This window comes from Bradyrhizobium sp. SZCCHNR1002, from assembly GCF_032381435.1.
Lineage (GTDB): Bacteria > Pseudomonadota > Alphaproteobacteria > Rhizobiales > Xanthobacteraceae > Bradyrhizobium > Bradyrhizobium aeschynomenes.
The window spans coordinates 87,129-105,738 of sequence record NZ_JAUHIS010000010.1 but is presented as its reverse complement, the minus strand read 5'-3'; the positions used below and the strand labels follow the sequence as shown (position 1 = coordinate 105,738).

The 18,610-nt window shown below is 66.6% G+C and carries 18 protein-coding genes; 10 read left to right on the top strand and 8 right to left on the bottom strand.

Annotated features, from left to right (window positions below; all coding sequences use genetic code 11):
* The first annotated feature begins 1 nt into the window (after position 1).
* The 6 genes from QX108_RS32030 to QX108_RS32005 all read left to right on the top strand — a co-directional run bounded on the left by QX108_RS32030 (position 2) and on the right by QX108_RS32005 (position 5,086).
* The gene (locus QX108_RS32030) at positions 2 to 754 is read left to right on the top strand and encodes an ABC transporter ATP-binding protein (RefSeq protein WP_315784295.1); all 753 of its coding nucleotides are present in this window, start codon (positions 2 to 4) and stop codon (positions 752 to 754) included.
* Complete coding sequence (locus tag QX108_RS32025; protein ID WP_315721916.1) at positions 754 to 1,623, top strand: metal ABC transporter permease; 870 nt, start codon at positions 754 to 756, stop codon at positions 1,621 to 1,623. The genes QX108_RS32030 and QX108_RS32025 overlap by 1 nt, the downstream gene beginning before the upstream one ends.
* 11 nt (positions 1,624 to 1,634) lie before the next feature.
* Positions 1,635 to 2,504 carry a metal ABC transporter substrate-binding protein gene (locus tag QX108_RS32020; protein ID WP_315784588.1) on the top strand — a complete coding sequence of 290 codons (870 nt, stop codon included), beginning with the start codon at positions 1,635 to 1,637 and terminating at the stop codon, positions 2,502 to 2,504.
* Between the two features lie 70 nt (positions 2,505 to 2,574).
* Positions 2,575 to 3,612 carry a GTP-binding protein gene (locus QX108_RS32015; protein ID WP_315721915.1) on the top strand — a complete coding sequence of 346 codons (1,038 nt, stop codon included), beginning with the start codon at positions 2,575 to 2,577 and terminating at the stop codon, positions 3,610 to 3,612.
* Entirely contained in the window at positions 3,612 to 4,631 is a 1,020-nt protein-coding gene (locus QX108_RS32010) for a WD40 repeat domain-containing protein (RefSeq protein ID WP_315784298.1), read from the top strand. The genes QX108_RS32015 and QX108_RS32010 overlap by 1 nt, the downstream gene beginning before the upstream one ends.
* Before the next feature lie 146 nt (positions 4,632 to 4,777).
* The gene (locus QX108_RS32005) at positions 4,778 to 5,086 is read left to right on the top strand and encodes a hypothetical protein (RefSeq protein WP_315721913.1); all 309 of its coding nucleotides are present in this window, start codon (positions 4,778 to 4,780) and stop codon (positions 5,084 to 5,086) included.
* Positions 5,087 to 5,426: 340 nt separating this feature from the next.
* Here QX108_RS32005 and QX108_RS32000 read toward each other — a convergent pair whose 3' ends face one another.
* The 6 genes from QX108_RS32000 to QX108_RS31975 all read right to left on the bottom strand — a co-directional run bounded on the left by QX108_RS32000 (position 5,427) and on the right by QX108_RS31975 (position 10,413).
* Positions 5,427 to 6,851, bottom strand: coding sequence for a homospermidine synthase (locus tag QX108_RS32000; protein ID WP_315784300.1), 1,425 nt, complete (start codon positions 6,849 to 6,851; stop codon positions 5,427 to 5,429).
* 81 nt (positions 6,852 to 6,932) lie between these two features.
* A complete protein-coding gene (locus tag QX108_RS31995) occupies positions 6,933 to 7,322 on the bottom strand; it encodes a RidA family protein (protein WP_315784302.1) in 390 nt (129 codons plus the stop codon).
* Between the two features lie 97 nt (positions 7,323 to 7,419).
* Positions 7,420 to 7,581, bottom strand: a complete 162-nt coding sequence (locus QX108_RS31990) for a hypothetical protein (RefSeq protein WP_315721910.1) — start codon at positions 7,579 to 7,581, stop codon at positions 7,420 to 7,422.
* On the bottom strand, positions 7,569 to 8,156 hold the full coding sequence (locus tag QX108_RS31985) for an N-acetyltransferase (protein WP_315784305.1): 588 nt from the start codon (positions 8,154 to 8,156) through the stop codon (positions 7,569 to 7,571). Before QX108_RS31985 ends, QX108_RS31990 begins: the two co-directional genes overlap by 13 nt.
* Positions 8,157 to 8,333: 177 nt before the next feature.
* Positions 8,334 to 9,476 carry a type III PLP-dependent enzyme gene (locus QX108_RS31980; RefSeq protein WP_315784307.1) on the bottom strand — a complete coding sequence of 381 codons (1,143 nt, stop codon included), beginning with the start codon at positions 9,474 to 9,476 and terminating at the stop codon, positions 8,334 to 8,336.
* 676 nt (positions 9,477 to 10,152) lie between these two features.
* Positions 10,153 to 10,413 (bottom strand): hypothetical protein, encoded by a 261-nt coding sequence (locus QX108_RS31975; protein ID WP_315721908.1) that lies wholly within the window; start codon positions 10,411 to 10,413, stop codon positions 10,153 to 10,155.
* Between the two features lie 124 nt (positions 10,414 to 10,537).
* On the opposite strand from QX108_RS31975, the gene QX108_RS31970 reads away from it, so the two are divergent.
* Genes QX108_RS31970 through QX108_RS31960 form a run of 3 tightly spaced genes read left to right on the top strand, consistent with a single transcriptional unit; the run spans position 10,538 to position 14,467 of the window.
* Positions 10,538 to 12,619, top strand: coding sequence for a M3 family metallopeptidase (locus tag QX108_RS31970; RefSeq protein ID WP_315784309.1), 2,082 nt, complete (start codon positions 10,538 to 10,540; stop codon positions 12,617 to 12,619).
* 16 nt (positions 12,620 to 12,635) lie between these two features.
* On the top strand, positions 12,636 to 13,265 hold the full coding sequence (locus QX108_RS31965; protein ID WP_315784311.1) for a DUF1007 family protein: 630 nt from the start codon (positions 12,636 to 12,638) through the stop codon (positions 13,263 to 13,265).
* The gene (locus tag QX108_RS31960) at positions 13,262 to 14,467 is read left to right on the top strand and encodes a nickel transporter (protein ID WP_315784313.1); all 1,206 of its coding nucleotides are present in this window, start codon (positions 13,262 to 13,264) and stop codon (positions 14,465 to 14,467) included. The genes QX108_RS31965 and QX108_RS31960 overlap by 4 nt, the downstream gene beginning before the upstream one ends.
* 226 nt (positions 14,468 to 14,693) lie before the next feature.
* On the opposite strand, the gene shc is transcribed toward QX108_RS31960, so the two are convergent.
* Positions 14,694 to 16,784 carry a squalene--hopene cyclase gene (gene shc, locus QX108_RS31955; RefSeq protein ID WP_315784315.1) on the bottom strand — a complete coding sequence of 697 codons (2,091 nt, stop codon included), beginning with the start codon at positions 16,782 to 16,784 and terminating at the stop codon, positions 14,694 to 14,696.
* A 208-nt stretch (positions 16,785 to 16,992) separates the two neighbouring features.
* Positions 16,993 to 17,400 carry an MAPEG family protein gene (locus tag QX108_RS31950; RefSeq protein ID WP_315784317.1) on the bottom strand — a complete coding sequence of 136 codons (408 nt, stop codon included), beginning with the start codon at positions 17,398 to 17,400 and terminating at the stop codon, positions 16,993 to 16,995.
* Between the two features lie 95 nt (positions 17,401 to 17,495).
* Between QX108_RS31950 and hemH the strand changes: the two genes are divergently transcribed.
* Positions 17,496 to 18,551 (top strand): ferrochelatase, encoded by a 1,056-nt coding sequence (gene hemH, locus QX108_RS31945; protein ID WP_315784318.1) that lies wholly within the window; start codon positions 17,496 to 17,498, stop codon positions 18,549 to 18,551.
* Positions 18,552 to 18,610: the final 59 nt, after the last annotated feature.

Sequence of the window (18,610 nt, the reverse complement as noted above, 5' to 3'; positions counted from 1 at the left end):
CATGGCGCAACTGCAGTTCCGCGACGTCACCCTGGGCTATGACCGGCACCCGGCCGTGCATCACCTCTCCGGCGAGGTGACCGAGGGCGCGCTGCTGGCCGTGATCGGCCCCAACGGCGCCGGCAAGTCGACTCTGTTCCGCGGCATCGTGGGTCTGCTGAAGCCGCTCGCCGGCAGCATCTCCGCCGCCGGCATCAAGCCGCGCGAGATCGCCTATCTGCCGCAGATCGCCGACATCGACCGCTCCTTCCCGATTTCGGTGTTCGACTTCGTCAGCACCGGGCTGTGGCGCAGCACAGGGATCTTCGGCGGCATCGGTGCGGCCGCGCGCGAGAAGATCGCGCAAGCCATTGCCGCCGTCGGCCTCACCGGGTTCGAGGGCCGCGGCATCGGCACGCTGTCGGGCGGCCAGATGCAGCGCATGCTGTTCGCGCGCGTACTGCTGCAGGATGCCCGGGTGATCGTGCTCGACGAGCCGTTCAATGCGATGGACTCCAAGACGTCGGCGGATCTCCTGAAGTTGATCGAGCACTGGCACGGCGAGCGGCGCACCGTGCTGGCGGCGCTGCACGACATGGACATGGTGCGCGCGCACTTCCCGCAGACCCTGCTGCTCGCGCGCGAGGCGGTGGCCTGGGGACCGACCGCGGAAGTGTTGACGACAGACAATCTCTCGCAGGCGCGCCGGATGTGCGAGGCGTTCGACGATGCCGCTGCGCCCTGCCTGCCGGCGCACGCCTCTCAGGCTGCGTGATGTTGCACGAGCTGCTGTTCGCCCCGTTCTCGGATTTCGAGTTCATGCGCCGCGCCCTCGCGGCCGTCATCGCACTGTCGCTCGGCTCCGGTCCGATCGGCGTGTTCCTGATGCTCCGGCGCATGAGCCTGGTGGGCGATGCCATGGCGCATGCGATCCTGCCCGGTGCCGCGATCGGCTTCCTGCTGTCGGGGCTCAATCTGTTCGCCATGACCACCGGCGGCCTGATCGCCGGCTTCGCTGTGGCGCTGCTGTCCGGTCTCGTCTCGCGTTCCACCGGATTGAAGGAGGACGCCTCGATGGCGACCTTCTATCTGGCCTCGCTGGCGATCGGCGTCACCATCGTCTCGGTCAAGGGCACCAACATCGATCTGCTGCACGTGCTGTTCGGCAACATCCTGGCGATGGATGATCCGACCCTGCTGATGGTCGCGACCAACGCGACGATCACGCTGATCGTGCTCGCGGTGATCTACCGCCCCCTGGTGGTCGAGAGCGTCGATCCCCTGTTCCTGCGCACCGTGAGCCGGGCCGGCGCGCCGGCGCATCTGGTCTTTCTCGGCCTGATCGTGGTCAATCTCGTCAACGGCTTCCAGGCGCTCGGCACCTTGCTCGCGGTCGGCCTGATGATCCTGCCGGCCGGCATTGCGCGGTTCTGGTCGCGCGACGTCACGCCGATGATCTGCATCGCTGTCGGATCGGCGATCGTCTCCGGCTACATCGGGCTGGTGCTGTCGTTCCAGACCCGCATTCCCTCCGGCCCCGCGATCATCCTGGTCGCATCGCTGATCTATCTCGGCTCGGTTCTGTTCGGACGCGTGGGCGGCGTGCTTCCGCAGCTGTTTCCGGGGCGTCACCTCGAAGCGTGAAATTGATGTCCATGATGCGCCTGCTCTCCGTCGTCGGTCTGATCCTTGCTCTCGTCACCCCCGCATCCGCGCAGACGCGGCTGAACGTCATCACCAGCTTCTCGATCCTGGCCGACTTCGTCCGCCAGGTCGGCGGCGACAAGGTCAGTGTCGTGTCGCTGGTCGGCGCGGACAGCGACGTCCACGTCTACACGCCGACGCCGCACGACGCGAAGGAGGTCGGCGCGGCGAAGCTCCTCATCGTCAACGGCTTCGGCCTCGAAGGCTGGCTGCCGCGGTTGCAGCAGGCGTCGGGCAGCAAGGCGCCGATCATCGTGGCGACGACAGGGATCACCCCGCGCAAGCGCGGCTCGGATGCCGATCCGCATGCCTGGCAGTCGGTCGGCAATGCCAAGGTCTATGTGACGAACATCCGCGATGCGCTGGTGGCGGCGGACCCTGCCGATGCCGAGACGTTCAAGGCCAATGCCGCGCGCTATCTCGGCGAGCTCGATGCGCTCGATCGCGAGGTGCGCGCGGAGGCCGACAAGATCCCGGCCGAGCGGCGCAAGGTGATCTCCACCCATGACGCCTTCGGCTATTTCGCCGATGCCTATGGCATCGCCTTCATCGCCCCGCTCGGCGTCTCGACCGAGACCGAGCCGTCGGCCCGCGACGTCGCCGAGATCATCCGCCAGGTGAAAAAAGCCGGGATTCCGGCCGTCTTCCTGGAGAATTTCAATGACGACCGCCTGGTCGGGCGGATCGCGGCCGAGACCGGCGCCAAGATCGGCGGCACCCTGTATTCGGACGCCCTGAGCGATGAAAAGGGGCCCGTTCCCACTTACATTGCCCTGGTCAGGCACAATATAAGGGCCCTGACGAGCGCGCTGGTCCGTTAGGGTTTTCGAGCCCTCGCGGCGGGGCGCTTTTGAGCCATTTTCGACGCGATCCCACGTTTTCGGAGTGCGCATGTCCGACGCGAGCAAGACCCCCGTGACGGTGCTGACCGGCTATCTCGGCGCCGGCAAGACCACCCTTCTCAACCGCATCCTCTCCGAAGACCACGGCAAGAAGTACGCCGTCATCGTCAACGAGTTCGGCGAGATCGGCATCGACAACGACCTCATCGTCGGCGCCGACGAGGAAGTGTTCGAGATGAACAATGGCTGCATCTGCTGCACCGTGCGCGGCGACCTCGTCCGCATCATCTCCGGCCTGATGCGCCGCAAGGGCAAGTTCGACGCGATCATCGTCGAGACCACCGGCCTCGCCGATCCGGCGCCGGTGGCGCAGACCTTCTTCGTCGACGAGGACGTGCAGAAGAACGCGCGGCTCGATGCGGTGGTCACCGTCGCCGACGCAAAGTGGCTGTCGGACCGACTCAAGGACGCGCCGGAGGCCAAGAACCAGATCGCCTTCGCCGACGTCATCGTGCTCAACAAGACCGATCTCGTCACCAAGCCGGAGCTCGCCGAGGTCGAGGCGCGCATCCGCGCGATCAACCCCTACGCGCGGCTGCATCGCACCGAGCGTTGCCAGATCGCGATCTCGGACGTGCTGGAGCGCGGCGCGTTCGATCTCGATCGCATCCTGGAGATCGAGCCGGAATTCTTGAACGCCGGCGACGATCACGATCATCACCACCATGATCACGACCACGGCCATGATCATCACCACCATGACCACGGCCTGAAGCACTATCACGACGAGGAGATGCAGTCGCTGTCGCTGCGCTCCGACAAGCCGCTCGACCCGGCGAAATTCATGCCGTGGCTGCAGAACCTGGTGCAGACCGAAGGCGGGAAGATCCTGCGCTCCAAGGGCATCCTGGCGTTCCAGGACGATGACGACCGCTACGTCTTCCAGGGCGTGCACATGATGCTGGAGGGCGATCACCAGCGGAAGTGGAAGCCGGACGAGGCGCGGCAGAGCCGCGTCGTCTTCATCGGCCGCGAGCTGCCGGAAGACGCCATCCGCGAAGGTTTTGAACGCTGCATCGTGACCTGATGACCAACTTCGATACGGGCGGCGAGGCCGCATCCATCGTCTCCGTCACCGACAAGGTGAAGCCGGTCTCGCTCGGCATGGCCGTCACGGCAGTGCATTATCTCGGCGATCGCGCAGCCTTCGTCGGCACCGAGGAGAGCGTCGCGGTGGTCGACACCGAGGGCGAGATCAGCAAGGTCGAGGTGTCCAGTGGCGGCATTTTGTCGGCGGTGTCGGACGGCTCGCGCATCCTGTTCGGCGGCGATGACGGCAAGGTCTCGGCGCTCGACAAGGCCGGCACGGTGAGCGTGCTCGCGACCGATCCGAAGCGGCGCTGGATCGACAATGTCGCCGTCCATCCGGATGGCGCGATCGCCTGGTCGGTCGGCAAGACCGCGTTCGTGCGGGCGCCGAAGGGCGAGGAGAAGTCGCTCGAGGTGCCCTCGACCGCGGGCGGGCTGGCGTTCGCGCCGAAGGGGCTGCGGCTGGCGATCGCGCACTACAACGGTGCGACCCTGTGGTTTCCGAACATGGCGGGCGAACCGGAATTCCTCGGCTGGGCCGGCTCGCATCACGCCGTCACGTTCAGCCCGGACAACAAGTTCCTGGTCACCGCGATGCACGAGCCGGCGCTGCACGGCTGGCGGCTGGCTGACTCCAGGCACATGCGCATGACCGGCTACCCGTCGCGGGTGAAGTCGATGTCCTGGGGCAGCGGCGGGCGTTTCCTCGCCACCTCGGGCGCCGACATGGTCATCCTCTGGCCGTTCGTCGGCAAGGACGGCCCGATGGGCAAGGAGCCGGCGATGCTGGCGCCGATGAAGGCCAAGGTCACGGCCGTCGCCTGCCATCCCAAGCAGGACATCCTGGCCTGCGGCTACGAGGACGGCACTGTGCTGATGGTGCGGATGCAGGACGGCGCCGAGATCCTGGTGCGCCGGAACGAGACTCCGCCGGTGGTGGCGCTGGGCTGGAATGCCGCGGGAACCTGGCTGGCGTTCTCCGACGAAAGCGGCGAGGCGGGGCTGCTGCGGCTCTGAGGGGCCGGTAGGGGCGGAAGTGGGGCATAGCGGCGCAGCCCCGAATGGGAACCGCGCCGCTGTCAATCCGTTGTTCCCGCGCATGATCCGATGCGAGCGCCACATGAGGTGGCGCGATGCGCGTCGAACGATGCGGAGGACAGCCGATGGCCCCGATCAACAGCAAACGCACTCTGCGCCGCGACCTCTGGCTTGCAGCCGGTCTGCTCGGCCTCGGCGCGCTGGTGGCGATCATCTCGTTCACCGAGATCAAGGCCGGACATCTCGACCAGATGGCGCAGGCGACGCCCGAGCCCTCGGCCACGCCCGCCGAATCCAAGCCCGGCGGCACCCGCCCGACCACGCCGGCGCCGGAGCCCGCGCGCCCGGACATCGAAGCTCAGAAGGAAGGCGCCAAGCCGGCCCTGCCGCCGGCCCCGGCCGAGAAGGTCGCGCCGCCGATGGAGAAGAAGTAGTTCGCTGCAGCGAGACAAGTGCTCGTTGTCTCGCACTCTGCCTCAACATCGTCATGCCCGGGCTCGTCCCGCCTGCGCGGCCGAAGCCGCTTCGGCGCGGCGAAGGCCCGGGCATCCACGTCTTTCGGTGGGTGCGGCTACGTGGATGGCCGGGTCAAGCCCGGCCATGACGGAGGTGAGGGTGTGGATGAACGCAGCCGGAATTTCCGTCGTCGTCCCGGCGAACGCCGGGACCCATAATCACCGTTCGTGATTTGAGACAGGCTGTTAGCTCCAGCTCCCGCCGCATAGGCGTCACGGAGTCTGGGGCCCGGCTCGAGGCCGGGACGACAGCGAATGTTTACCGCACCAGGATGTTGCGGAACTGCCAGGGATCGGACGTGTCGATGTCCTCCGGGAACAGGCCGGGGCGGTCGTTCAGCGGCGTCCACTCCGTGTAGTAGCCCTTCACCGGGCCGAGATACGGCGTCTGGATTTCCAGGCAGCGGCGGAAGTCCATTTCGTCGGCTTCGACGATGCCGGCGTTCGGGTTCTCCAGCGCCCAGACCATGCCGGCGAGCACGGCGGATGACACCTGCATGCCGGTCGCGTTCTGGTAGGGCGCGATGCGGCGGGTTTCCTCGATCGAGAGCTGCGAGCCGTACCAATAGGCGTTCTTGCCGTGGCCGTAGAGCAGCACGCCGAGCTCGTCGATGCCGTCGACGATCTCGTTCTCATCCAGGATGTGCCACTTCTCCTGCATCTTGCCGGTGGCGCCGAAGATCTCGTGCAGCGACAGCACCGCGTCGTTGGCGGGGTGATAGGCGTAGTGGCAGGTCGGGCGATACACCACCTTGTCGCCGTCGCGCACGGTGTAGTAGTCGGCGATCGAGATCGACTCGTTGTGCGTCACCAGGAAGCCGTATTGCGCCCCCGGCGTCGGACACCACGAGCGCACGCGGGTGTTGGCGCCCGGCTGCAGCAGGTAGATCGCAGCGCCACAGCCTTCGGTGTGGCAGCGGCCGTTCTCCGGCATCCACTTTTCATGCGTGCCCCAGCCGAGCTCGGCCGGCTGCATGCCCTCGGACACGAAGCCCTCGACCGACCAGGTGTTGACGAACACGTCCATCGGCTTCGGGTTCTTCGAGCGCTGGGTGTCGCGCTCGGCGATGTGCACGCCCTTGACTCCGAGCTTCTGCATCAGCTGCGCCCAGCCCTCGCGGCTCCTGGGCTCGACGATCTCGGTCTTGGTGTCCTTGGCGATGTCGAGCAGCGCCTGCTTGACGAACCAGGACACCATGCCGGGATTGGCGCCGCAGGTCGACACGGCGGTGGTGCCGCCGGGGCTCTTGCGGCGCGCGGCCAGCAAGGTCTCGCGCAGCGCGTAGTTCGAGCGCTGCTCGACGCCCATCTGCTTGTCGAAATAGAAGCCGGCCCACGGCTCCACCACGGTGTCGATGTAGAGCGCGCCGATCTCGCGGCACAGGGTCATGATGTCGACCGAGGAGGTGTCGACCGAGAGGTTGACGCAAAAACCCTGGCCGCCGCCTTCGGTGAGCAGCGGCACCAAGAGCTCGCGGTAATTGTCGCGGGTCACGCCCTGCTGGATGAAGCGCACGCCGTGCTTCTTGGCGAGCTCGCCGTCGTCATGCGGATCGATGATGACGAAACGGCTCTTGTCGTAGTCGAAATGGCGTTCGATCAAAGGCAGGGTGCCCTTGCCGATCGAGCCGAAGCCGATCATGACGATGGGGCCGGTGATCTTGGCGTGGATCTGCGAGCTCATGAGGGGTCTCTCTTCTCGGACGGTGGCTGCGCCGGGGGCGCAAGCACAGGAAATGGCAGCAATCGGGCGCTGCGCCGCTCTTTAAGAGCCGCGCCGCTTGGCGGTGACTTCGATCTCGACCTTCATCTCGGGCTTGAGCAGCGCCGCGACGACCACCATCGTGGCGGCGGGGCGGATGTCGCCGAGCACTTCGCCGCAGACCGCAAAAAGCGCGTCGGCGTCGGCGACGTCGGTCAGGTAGTAGGTCGCGCGGACGATGTCGGCCATCTCGAATCCGCCCTCCTGCAGGGCGGCCGCGATGGTCTTGAAGCAGTTGCGTGACTGGCTCGTGACATCGGCCGGCATCGTCATGGTGGTGTAGTCATAGCCGGTGGTCCCGGCGACGAAGGCGAAATCACCGTCGATGACGGCGCGGCTGTAGCCGGCGGTTGTCTCGAATGGTGATCCGGTAGAGATCAGGCGGCGGGGCATTTTGGGACCTCGTCGGGGGATTTTCCGGGGTTAAAGAGCTTTTGCTGCACCTGCGCAACCCCTGGCGGGGCGGCCGCGGCGCGCAGTGCCGGCATGCCTAACGCAGCCGCGTGACGTCGGGTCCGGCGGGCGGCGTGCTGCTCCAGCGCCGGATCACGATGTCGCGGACGATCATGATGCCGAGCAGGACCAGCACCAGCGTCGGCAGCCACGTCCGCCGCGGCGGACGTGCCGCCGCCTCGGCCCTCACGCCGCGCATGGCAGCCGCTCCTTGCGGCGGCGGGCCTTCCGCTCAGGCGCGCCGGTGGCGACGATCATGCCGGCGGCACCGTCCAGCGCGCCCTCGACCAGCTCGAGCCCGAGCAGGCGCGCGCGCTCGAACGCGCCGGGCAGCTCCAGCGTGGCTGCCTTGGCCGCCTCGAAGCCGAAGCGCGCGTAATAGGGCGCATCGCCGAGCAGCACCACCGCGCCATGGCCGCGGGACGCCGCGATCATCAGCGCGGCATTCATCAGCGCCGCGCCGACGCCGAGGCTGCGTGCCTCCTGGGCAACCGCCAGCGGCCCGAGCATCAGCGCATCGCGTCCGCCGGCGCTGACGTGCCACAACCGCAGCGTTCCCACGAGCTTGCCGCCGCGCACGGCCGTCAGGGCGAGGCCTGCGGCGGGCGCGCGTCCGTCGCGCAGGCGCTGGCAGGTGCGCTCATGGCGGTTGTCGCCAAAGCACATGTCGAGCAGCGTCTCGCGCGCCGCGACGTCGGAGGCACGTTCCGCACGGATCACGAACGGAGCGGCAGTCCGAGAGGGCGCAGTCATCTGGGAGCGGAAAGCGGTCATGGCACGTCAGTCCCCGGCCTGCGCCGCGGGCTGTCGCCCGCGCGCAAACACGTGATGTCAGGTTGAAGGTGACGGTCTGTCGCTCCCTCCCCCGCTTGCGGGGGAGGGTCGGGGTGGGGAACGCACCACCCGAGGCTCTTAGCCGCCTCACCCGCGCACGGGCGAGGGGCAGCCGGATCAGATGTGATATGTCTTCAGCGGCGGGATGCCGTTGAAGGCCACCGACGAGTAGGTCGAGGTATACGCCCCGGTCCCCTCGATCAGCACCTTGTCGCCGATCGAGAGCGTCACCGGCAGCGGATACGGCAGCTTCTCGTACATGACGTCGGCCGAATCGCAGGTCGGGCCGGCGAGCACGCACGGGGTCATCTCCGCGCCCTCATGCGGGGTGCGGATGGCGTAGCGGATCGACTCGTCCATCGTCTCGGCGAGACCGCCGAACTTGCCGATGTCGAGATAGACCCAGCGCAGCTCGTCCTCGTCGCTCTTCTTCGAGATCAGCACCACTTCCGACTCGATGATCCCGGCATTGCCGACCATGCCGCGGCCCGGCTCGATGATCGTCTCCGGGATCTGGTTGCCGAAATGCTTGCGCAGCGCACGGAAGATCGAGCGGCCGTACTGCACGACCGGCGGCACGTCCTTCAGGTACTTGGTCGGGAAGCCCCCGCCCATGTTGACCATCGAGAGGTTGATGCCGCGCTCGGCGCAGTCGCGGAACACCGTCGAGGCCATCGCCAGCGCGCGGTCCCACGCCTTCACCTTGCGCTGCTGCGAGCCGACATGGAACGAGATGCCGCACGGCTCGAGGCCGAGGCGCTTCGCCAGGTCCAGCACTTCGACGGCCATCTCCGGATCGCAGCCGAACTTGCGCGACAGCGGCCACTCGGCGCCGGCGCAATCGTACAGGATGCGGCAGAACACCTTCGCGCCCGGCGCGGCGCGCGAGATCTTCTCGACCTCGGCGGCGCAGTCGACCGCGAACAGGCGGATGCCGAGCGCATAGGCGCGCGCGATGTCCCGCTCCTTTTTGATGGTGTTGCCATAGGAGATGCGGTCCGGCGTCGCACCGGCGGCCAGCGCCATCTCGATCTCGGCGACGGTCGCCGTGTCGAAGGACGAGCCGAGCGAGGCCAGCAGCGACAGCACTTCCGGCGCCGGGTTGGCCTTGACCGCGTAGAACACGCGGCTGTCCGGCAACGCCCGAGCGAAGTTCATGTAGTTGTCGCGCACGATCTCGAGGTCGACGACGAGACAGGGCTCGTGGTCCAGACCTTCCTCGCGGCGGTTGCGCAGGAATTCCCGGATACGTTCGGTCATAGCACCCTCCAAACGGCCCCAGCGACGAGGCCCGTTCAAAATGATCCCGACACGGGTGCCTTGGCGTTGCCGCCCGATGGAAAGGCGACAAAACCTCGAACCCGTAGCCGAATTGTGCTGCCGTGGATTGGTTGGGAATTTCCCGCCCGCACACCTGGCAATGAAGGACAAGCCTTTTCAGTAGCCCGCGCCGGCGTTGGACTGCCGGTAGAGACCAAAAAAGCCCGATCCGTCGTTGCTTTAAGTCGCGTCCCCCGTTGAGAGCGGGGTGCGCCGGTTCGCCTCCGGCTGCCAGTCACGGTTGCAAAAGACGAGGTGACCTTCAGCGGCATCTCTTGAGAGAGATGCTGGGCTCCTGGAGCATGACGATCTCGATCATGATGATCTTTGATCGCAACGATCCGAGAACCCCTCGGTTCCTCATCCCTTGGCGGCTGTCCGGCCTCTTGTCCGGATACCTACCGACTGACACACGACCACAGGCACGTGCGAAATTGGGCAGAAGCGGAAATAGGGGTTTTGAATTTCGTTCGCAAGGGATTTTTCAGCGCCGCGAAAGATTTCCCTAATCTGTGCTTATGCGACACAGTGAGCGGCGCCGGTGTCTGAACGAACGTTAAGCGAGCTTAAACTTTCGTAACGCGTTCACGCTTGCAGGACAGTGTTTTTACGCTGCTCACGCGCGCTTGGTGAAGGGCTCGATGCGCTGCGCGCCGCGGATGAAGCCGATCATCACGAACACGCCGATCGCGAACAGCACGGCCTGCAGGATGTGCGCGCCGCCGTCGCCGAGCCCGAACAGAATCGCCAGCGCCCAGCCGCCGGCGAAGGCCGCGCCGAACACTTCCGCGCCGATCAGGATCGCTGCCGAGATCACGGTGATCACGCTCGGCCAGGCGATCTGGCGGGCGGGCTTCGAGGTGGTGTCTGCGCTCATGGTCCGGGGTCCTCTCGGGGGCCGCAATCTCTCCGAAATGGCTCCGTCCTTCAAGGGGAAATGACCCAAAAAGGACCATCACCGTGGTAAGAGGGGCCCTGTTTGATCCGGGGAGCAAGAGCCGATGTCCGACACGACCGCCACGATCGACGCCCAGAGCAATCCGCTGCTCGTGGCCTGGGAGACCCCGCACCAGACACCGCCCTTCGACGCGATCAGGCCCGAGCACTTCCTGCCGGCCTTCGAGCGCGCCTTCGCCGACCACACCGCCGAAATCACTGCGATTACCCACGATCCGGCGGAGCCGGACTTCGCCAACACCATCACGGCGCTGGAGCGCTCCGGCAAGCTGCTGTCGAAGGTGGCCGCGGTGTTCTACGATCTGGTCTCCGCCAACTCCAACCCGGCCATTCTGGAGATCGACAAGGACGTGTCGCTGCGGATGGCGCGGCACTGGAACCCGATCATGATGAACGCCGTGCTGTTTGGCCGCATCGCGCTGCTCTACGACAACCGCAAGGACCTCACCATCACGAGCGAGGAGCAGCGGCTGCTGGAGCGTACCTACACCCGCTTCCGCCGCGCCGGCGCCGGGCTTTCCGACGACGACAAGGCGCGGATGGCCGAGATCAACGAGAAGCTCGCCCAGCTCGGCACCACCTTCAGCCATCACGTGCTCGGCGACGAGCAGGACTGGTTCCTCGAGCTCGGCCAGGATGACCGCGCCGGCCTCTCCGAAAGCTTCGTCGCCGCCGCCAAGGCAGCCGCCGAGGAGCGCGGCATGCCCGGCAAGGCGATCGTGACGCTGTCGCGCTCCTCGGTCGAGCCGTTCCTGCAGAGCTCCGCCCGCCGTGACCTGCGCGAGAAGGTGTTCAAGGCCTTCACCGCGCGCGGCGACAATGGCAATTCCAACGACAACAATGCCGTCATCGGCGAGATCCTGGCGCTGCGCGAGCAGGCCGCCAAGATCATGGGCTTTGCGAACTTCGCCGCCTATCGCCTGGAGGATTCCATGGCGAAGACGCCGGAGGCGGTGCGCGGCCTGCTGGAACGGGTGTGGAAGCCGGCCCGCGCCAAGGCGCTGGCCGATCGCGACCAGCTGCAGGCGATGATCACGGCCGAGGGCGGCAACTTCAAGCTCGAGGCCTGGGACTGGCGCTATTACGCCGAGAAGCTGCGCCAGGCGAAGGCCAACTTCGATGACGCCGCGATCAAGCCGTATCTCGCGCTCGACAACATGATCGCGGCGGCCTTCGACTGCGCCACGCGGCTGTTCGGCATCACCTTTGCCGAGCGCAAGGACATTCCGGTGTGGCACCCGGACGTGCGGGTCTGGGAGATCACGGACGCGCAGGGGCGCCACAAGGCGCTGTTCTACGGCGACTACTTTGCCCGTTCCTCGAAGCGCTCCGGCGCCTGGATGACCTCGCTGCGTGACCAGCAGAAGCTCGACGGCGACACCGCGCCGCTGATCATCAACGTCTGCAACTTCGCCAAGGGCGCCGACGGCCAGCCCTCGCTGCTGTCGCCGGACGATGCGCGCACGCTGTTCCACGAGTTCGGCCACGGCTTGCACGGCATCCTCTCCAACGTGACCTATCCCTCGCTGTCGGGCACGTCGGTGTTCACCGATTTCGTCGAGCTGCCGTCGCAGCTCTACGAGCACTGGCAGGAGCGCCCGGAGGTGCTGCAGACCTTCGCGAAGCACTACCAGACCGGTGAGTCGTTGCCGCAGGACCTGCTGGAGCGCTTCCTGGCGGCGCGCCGTTTCAACCAGGGTTTTGCCACCGTCGAGTTCGTCTCATCGGCGCTGATCGATCTGGAGTTCCACACTCAGCCGGCCGCGGCCTCGAAGGACGTGCGCGCGTTCGAGAAAGCCGAGATGGAGAAGATCGGCATGCCCCAGGAGATCGCGCTGCGTCACCGGCCGACCCAATTCGGCCACATCTTCTCGGGAGACCATTATGCGGCGGGCTACTACAGCTACATGTGGTCGGAGGTGATGGATGCGGATGCCTTCGGTGCCTTCGAGGAAGCCGGCAACATCTTCGATCCCGCGGTCGCCAAGCGGCTGCACGACAATGTCTACGCCTCGGGCGGCTCGGTCGATCCGGAAGCGGCTTACGTGGCGTTTCGCGGTCGCGAGCCGGAGCCTGACGCGCTGCTCCGCCGGCGCGGACTGCTCGATGTTCCCAAGGCGGCTTGAGGTGACGGTGATGGCGATGGCTCGTGTCGTTCTCGCTACGCTGACGCTCGTGCTGGGCGCGAGCGCCGCGAGTGCTCATCCGCATGTCTGGGTCACCGCGACCAGCGAGCTGCTCTACGCGGCCGACGGCACGGTGACCGGCGTGCGCCACGCCTGGACGTTCGACGACATGTTCGCGACCTATGCGCTGCAGGGGCTCGAGACCAAGCAGAAGGGCGTCTACACCCGCGAGGAGCTGGCGCCGCTGGCGCAGACCAACGCCGAGTCGCTGAAGGAGTATGCCTACTTCACCTTCATCAAGGCCGACGGCCGCAAACAGAAGCTGGTCGACCCCGTCGACTACTATCTCGAATACAAGGACACCAAGCTGACCCTGCACTTCACTTTGCCGCTGAAGGCGCCGGTGAAGTCCAGCCAGCTCCAGGTCGAGGTCTACGATCCCAGCTATTTCATCGATTTCCAGATGGCGGAGAAGGATCCCGTCAAGCTGGTCAGCGCTCCCGCAGGCTGCAAGCTCGGCCTGGTGAGACCGAGCGACGGCGGCACCGTCGCGCAGACCATGAACGAACAGACATTCCTGAGCGGCGGGGCGAACGCCAATTTCGGAATGAATTTCGCCAACAAGATCTCAGTGGAATGTCCATGACACCTCGCCCCAGCTCCGCCCGACCGTTCCTGACCTGCGCCGCGATCCTCGTTGCGCTTCTCGCCGCCGACGCCGCCTCCCACGCGCTGCTCGCCAAGCCGCCGTTCGGCGCGCCAGCGGCCGAGCCGCAGGTCGGCGGCATCGTCGGCTGGATCCTGGCGAAGCAGTCGGAGTTCTACCGCCAGATGTCCGGGGCGATCCGCTCCGCCAAGGAGGACGGCTCGGCGGTGTGGTGGCTGCTGGCGATTTCGTTCGCCTACGGCATCTTCCATGCGGCGGGGCCCGGCCACGGCAAGGCGGTCATCGCGTCTTATCTCGTCGCCAACCAGGAGACGGCGAAGCGCGGCATCGTGCTGTCGTTCGCCTCCGGCCTGATGCAGGCGCTGGTCGCGGTCGCCATCGTCGGTGTCGGCGCGGTGCTGCTCAACGCCACCGCGGCCAGCATGTGCAGCGCCGAGAAGGTGGTGGAGATCGCGAGCTACGGCCTGATCGCGCTGCTCGGCGCGCGTCTGGTGTGGGTCAAGGGCGCCGCGTTCCTGCGCACCTGGCAGCCGCCGGCGCCGGCGCTGGCGCTGGCCGGTGCACCCGCGGGCGCGGTGCAGGCGGGTCATGATCACGGCCATGCGCATGATCATCAGCATCGCGCGCCTCAGCATGATCATCCCGGCCATGATCACCATCATGGCCATGACCACCACGGCCACGACCATCATGGACATGATCATCACCACGGTCATGGTCATGCCCATGCGGCGGCGCATGGTCACGCCGCGCATGATCACGTCCACCACGATCACGTGCCCGGCGACGATTGCGGCTGCGGCCATTCCCACGGCCCGGCACCGAGCGAGCTCGCCGGTCCCGGCGGCTGGCAGCGCGGCTTCCAGGCGATCTTCGCCGCCGGCATCCGTCCGTGCTCGGGCGCGATCCTGGTGCTGGTGTTCGCGCTGGCTCAGGGCATGTTCTGGGCCGGCGTCGCCGCCACCGTCGTGATGGGCATGGGCACCGCGATCACCGTGGCCACCATTGCGGTGATTGCAGTGGCCGCGAAGGACATCGCCCGCCGCCTCAGCGCCGGCCGGGAGGCTGGCGGGGCCTTGATCATGCGCGGCTTGGAGTTCGGTGCGGCGGGGCTGGTGCTGTTGTTCGGCGTGGGGCTGCTGTTCGGCTACATGGCGGCGGAACGCACGACCTGTTTCTGAGCGGGGTGCGCTCAGCGACTCCGCTTATGTCCAACACGCCCGCCGCGGCGTACTGGATGCCCCGCCTGCGCGGGGCATGACAGCGGAGTTTATGGCGCCGCTTGTGCAACACCTAACAGTGTCGTCCCGGCCTTGAGCCGGGACCCATACTCCGCGGCGGTTCTGATGCGCGAGCTAGGATTGGCCCGCCTGCCTCAAACTGCTCCCTGTGATTGTGGGTCCCGGCTCAAGGCCGGGACGACTGCGTGGGCGTGGACGCAGTGTTGCCATGCCCCTGCGGCCGCAGCGCCCGGCCCAGCGCCATCAGCGGGAAGTAGTGGCGGTACATGCCGTAGCGGAGCATGAAGGCGCGGGAGAGCTCGGGGCCCTGCATCAGCCGCTCCTGCAAAGCCGGATCGTTCAGCTTGATGGTCTGGCCGACGCCGTAGCCGGGGAAGCCGGTGCCGGTGAATTCGGGCTCGTCCCAGGTGCCGGCCGATTGCCGCTCGACCAGCCACAGGCAGCCGCGCTCGATCGCCTCCTTGTCCTGGGGACGGTTGGCGGCGAGCAGGGCCATCAGCGCCCACGCCGTCTGCGACGCCGTCGTCGTGCCGCGGCCGACGGCGCTGACGTCCATGTAGGAGGCGCAGCTCTCGCCCCAGCCGCCATCAGCCTGTTGATTGGCGACCAGCCAGTCGCAGGCGCGGCCGATATACGGCTGGGTCATGTCCTCGCCGATCGCGGCCAGCGCCGGCAGCACCGCGCCGGTGCCGTAGACGTAGTTGACGCCCCAGCGGCCGAACCACGGGCCGCTCGGCTCCTGCTCCCGCCGGATATAGTCCAGCGCCTGCACCATCGACGGATGGCTGCGCGAGATGCCGAGCTTGCCGAACGCCTCGACGATATGCGCGGTGACGTCCACCGAGGGCGGATCGAGCGCCTCGCCGTAGTCGCAGAACGGGATCTTGGTCAGGATCTGCTGGTTGTTGTCCTTGTCGAACGCGCCCCAGCCGCCGCCCTGGCTCTGCATGCCGATCAGCCAGTCGACGCCGAGCGCAATCGCCTCGTCGATGCCCTTGGCCTTCCACTTCGGGTCATGCCGCAGCGGCGCGAGCGCGATCAGCGCCACCGCCGTGTCGTCCGTGTCGGGATAATAGTTGTTGGCGTATTCGAACGCCCAGCCGCCCGGCTTGACACGCGGCAGCTTCATCGACCAGTCGCCGGGCGCGCGCACCTGACGATCGAGCACCCAGTTTACGGCTTTGTCGACGGCTTCCGGATAGTCACCGAGCACGCCGGCATCGTCGAAGGCGAGCAAGGTGAGGATCGTGTCCCACACCGGGCTGTTGGTCGCCTGGATGTAGGTCGCGTCGCCGACATCGACGCGCCAGCCCGGATCGTTCAGCGCATCGAGCCCCTTGGCGAGCACGGGATGGTTGAGCGGATACCCTTCGGTGTACAGCGCCATCAGCCCGTAGATCCAGGGCGGCTGGATGCCGCCCCAGGCGCCGTCGAAATCCTGGTGGCGGATCATCCATTCCAGCACGCGGCTGGTCGCCGCCGGGCGAAACAGGCCCAGGTTGAGCTTGTTGCCGAGGTTCTGCAGCGCGTGCAGCACCTTGTCGGCGCGGCGGAAGAACTTGTCCCAGCCGCCGGCATTGGCCTTGACCGGCAGCTCGTAGTCGAACGCGGCGCGGCCGCGCGGAAACAGCGCGTCGAGCCGGTTCTCCGGCGGCAGCGGCCGGCTCGGCCGCTTTGCGGAGAGCACCGCGATCGGCATCAAAGTGGCGCGCGCCCATTGCGCGAAATTGTAGATCGAGAACGGAAACCAGAGTGGAAACCAGATCACCTCGGGCGGGATGTTCGGCGTCTTCTCCCACGGCCATTCGCCGATCAGCGCCAGCCAGTAGCGCGTGAAGACGCGGATGTTGCGCAGGCCGCCCTTGGCCTCGATCCATTCGCGCGCGCGTCGCACCGGCGGCTCGTCGTCGGGATAACCGAGCGAGCGGAGCGCGGCATAGGCCTCGACCGTCGCATTGATGTCACCGTTGGGCGCGCCGAAATAGACCTGCCAGGCGCCGTCGGGGCGCTGGCTGTCGAGCAGCGACTGGCCGAGGCGCTTGCGCAGGGGATGGTCTTCGAGCCCCAGGAACCACAGCGCCAGACACCATTGCGCCTCCATGCAGGCGTTGGACTCGGCGCGGCCGACCCAATGTCCGTCCGGCTTCTGGTTGGCGATCAGCCAGTCCGACGCCGCCCGCACCGTCGATTGCAGGGCGGCCTGGTAGTTTCCCGGGTCGCGCGGCGCGCGCGCGGAGGCCGAGCTGGTCAAAGTCATCACAAGTCCTCTGGCGGCCTCACGGCGCCGCTTCAGCAGCCGAATTCATCCCGCCCTATAGGGAATTTCGTCGTCAAATCCAATCAACTGGCCGTAGCCGGCCGGATCAAACGGGAAACGAAAAGCGTACAGACAGCGGTCGTCCGTGGTCGTGGTTAGCACTGCCGTGGGGACGAGGATGTGACGACCCTCACGTCCGGCGGCGGGCTCAGGCCGGCAGGTAGGCGCGCAGCAAAGGAAGGAAGAAGATCCCGACCGTGATCAGGAAGCCGATCGCCCACAGGATCGAGCGCAGCGACGGCCGGTCGCCGATATAGGTCAGCACGTAGGCCACCCGCACGATCACGAACAGCACCGACAGCTCGTCGATCAGGTTCTGCGGCGCGGCGCGGAACTCCGCCAGCAGCACGGCGGCGGCGAAGAACGGGAACGCCTCGATGCCGTTCTGGTGGGCGCCCAGCGCCCGCTCGCGGATGCCGCCGGCATAGAAGGCCGGATTCCTAGGCCGGGCATTGTCGTAGCGTCCGGCGCCGTCGACGCTGATCCATTTCGCCGGCACGATCGTTAAGAGGTAGAGCATTACGCTGGCGAAAATGCACAATTCTGCAATCGTCATGGCTCCTCCAGCCCGATGACATCGGTGAAATGGCCCTTATCTTGACAATGTCGAAACAAGCCGCCAAGCCACGCCCTTCACCAGTCACGGGCATCATGACCGCCGCCATATCACTGGACAATGCCAGGTCTCCTGACAATGCCAAGCCGTTGCCGGTCGCGAGCACGACGCGCGTCGGCGTGCTGCTGGTCAATCTCGGCACGCCCGATACGGCCGACGCCGCCGGCGTGCGGGTGTATCTCAAGGAGTTCCTGTCCGACCGCCGCGTGATCGAGGACCAGGGGCTGTTGTGGAAGATCATCCTCAACGGCATCATCCTCAACGTCCGGCCGCGAAAGAAGGCCAAGGACTACCAGTCGATCTGGAACACCGAGAAGAACGAGTCGCCGCTGAAGACGATCACGCGCGCGCAGAGCGAGAAGCTCGCGGCCAGCCTCGCCGATCGCAGCCACGTCATCGTCGACTGGGCGATGCGCTACGGTAATCCGTCGATCAAGGCCGGCGTCGATGGCCTGATGGCGAAAGGTTGTGATCGCATCCTGGTGGTGCCGCTCTATCCGCAATATTCCGCCGCGACCTCGGCCACCGTCTGTGACGAGGCCTTCCGGGTGCTGACCGAGCTGCGCGCGCAGCCGACGCTCCGGGTGACGCCGCCCTATTACAACGACAATTTCTACATCGAGGCGCTGGCGGTCTCGATCGAGGATCACCTCAAGACGCTGTCATATATGCCCGAGCTGATCGTGGCCTCGTTCCACGGCATGCCCAAGGAATATGTCGACAAGGGCGATCCCTATCGCGAGCAGTGCGTCGCCACCACCGAGCTGCTGCGCAAGCGGCTCGGCATGGACGACAGCAAGCTGCTGCTCACCTTCCAGTCCCGCTTCGGCTTCTCGGAGTGGCTGCAACCCTACACCGACAAGACCATCGAGAAGCTCGCCAAGGACGGCGTCAAGCGCATCGCCGTGGTCATGCCGGGCTTCGCGGCCGACTGCCTGGAGACGCTCGAGGAGATCTCCGGCGAGAACTGCGAGATCTTCAAGCACAATGGCGGTGAGGAGTTTTCCGCCGTGCCGTGCCTGAACGACAGCGCGCCCGGCATGGAGGTGCTGCGGCAACTGGTGCTGCGCGAGCTGCAGGGCTGGCTCTGAGCGCGTACCGGCCCGTTGCCGACCGCTAGGTCGGCTTCGCGCCAGAACAAGGTTAACGG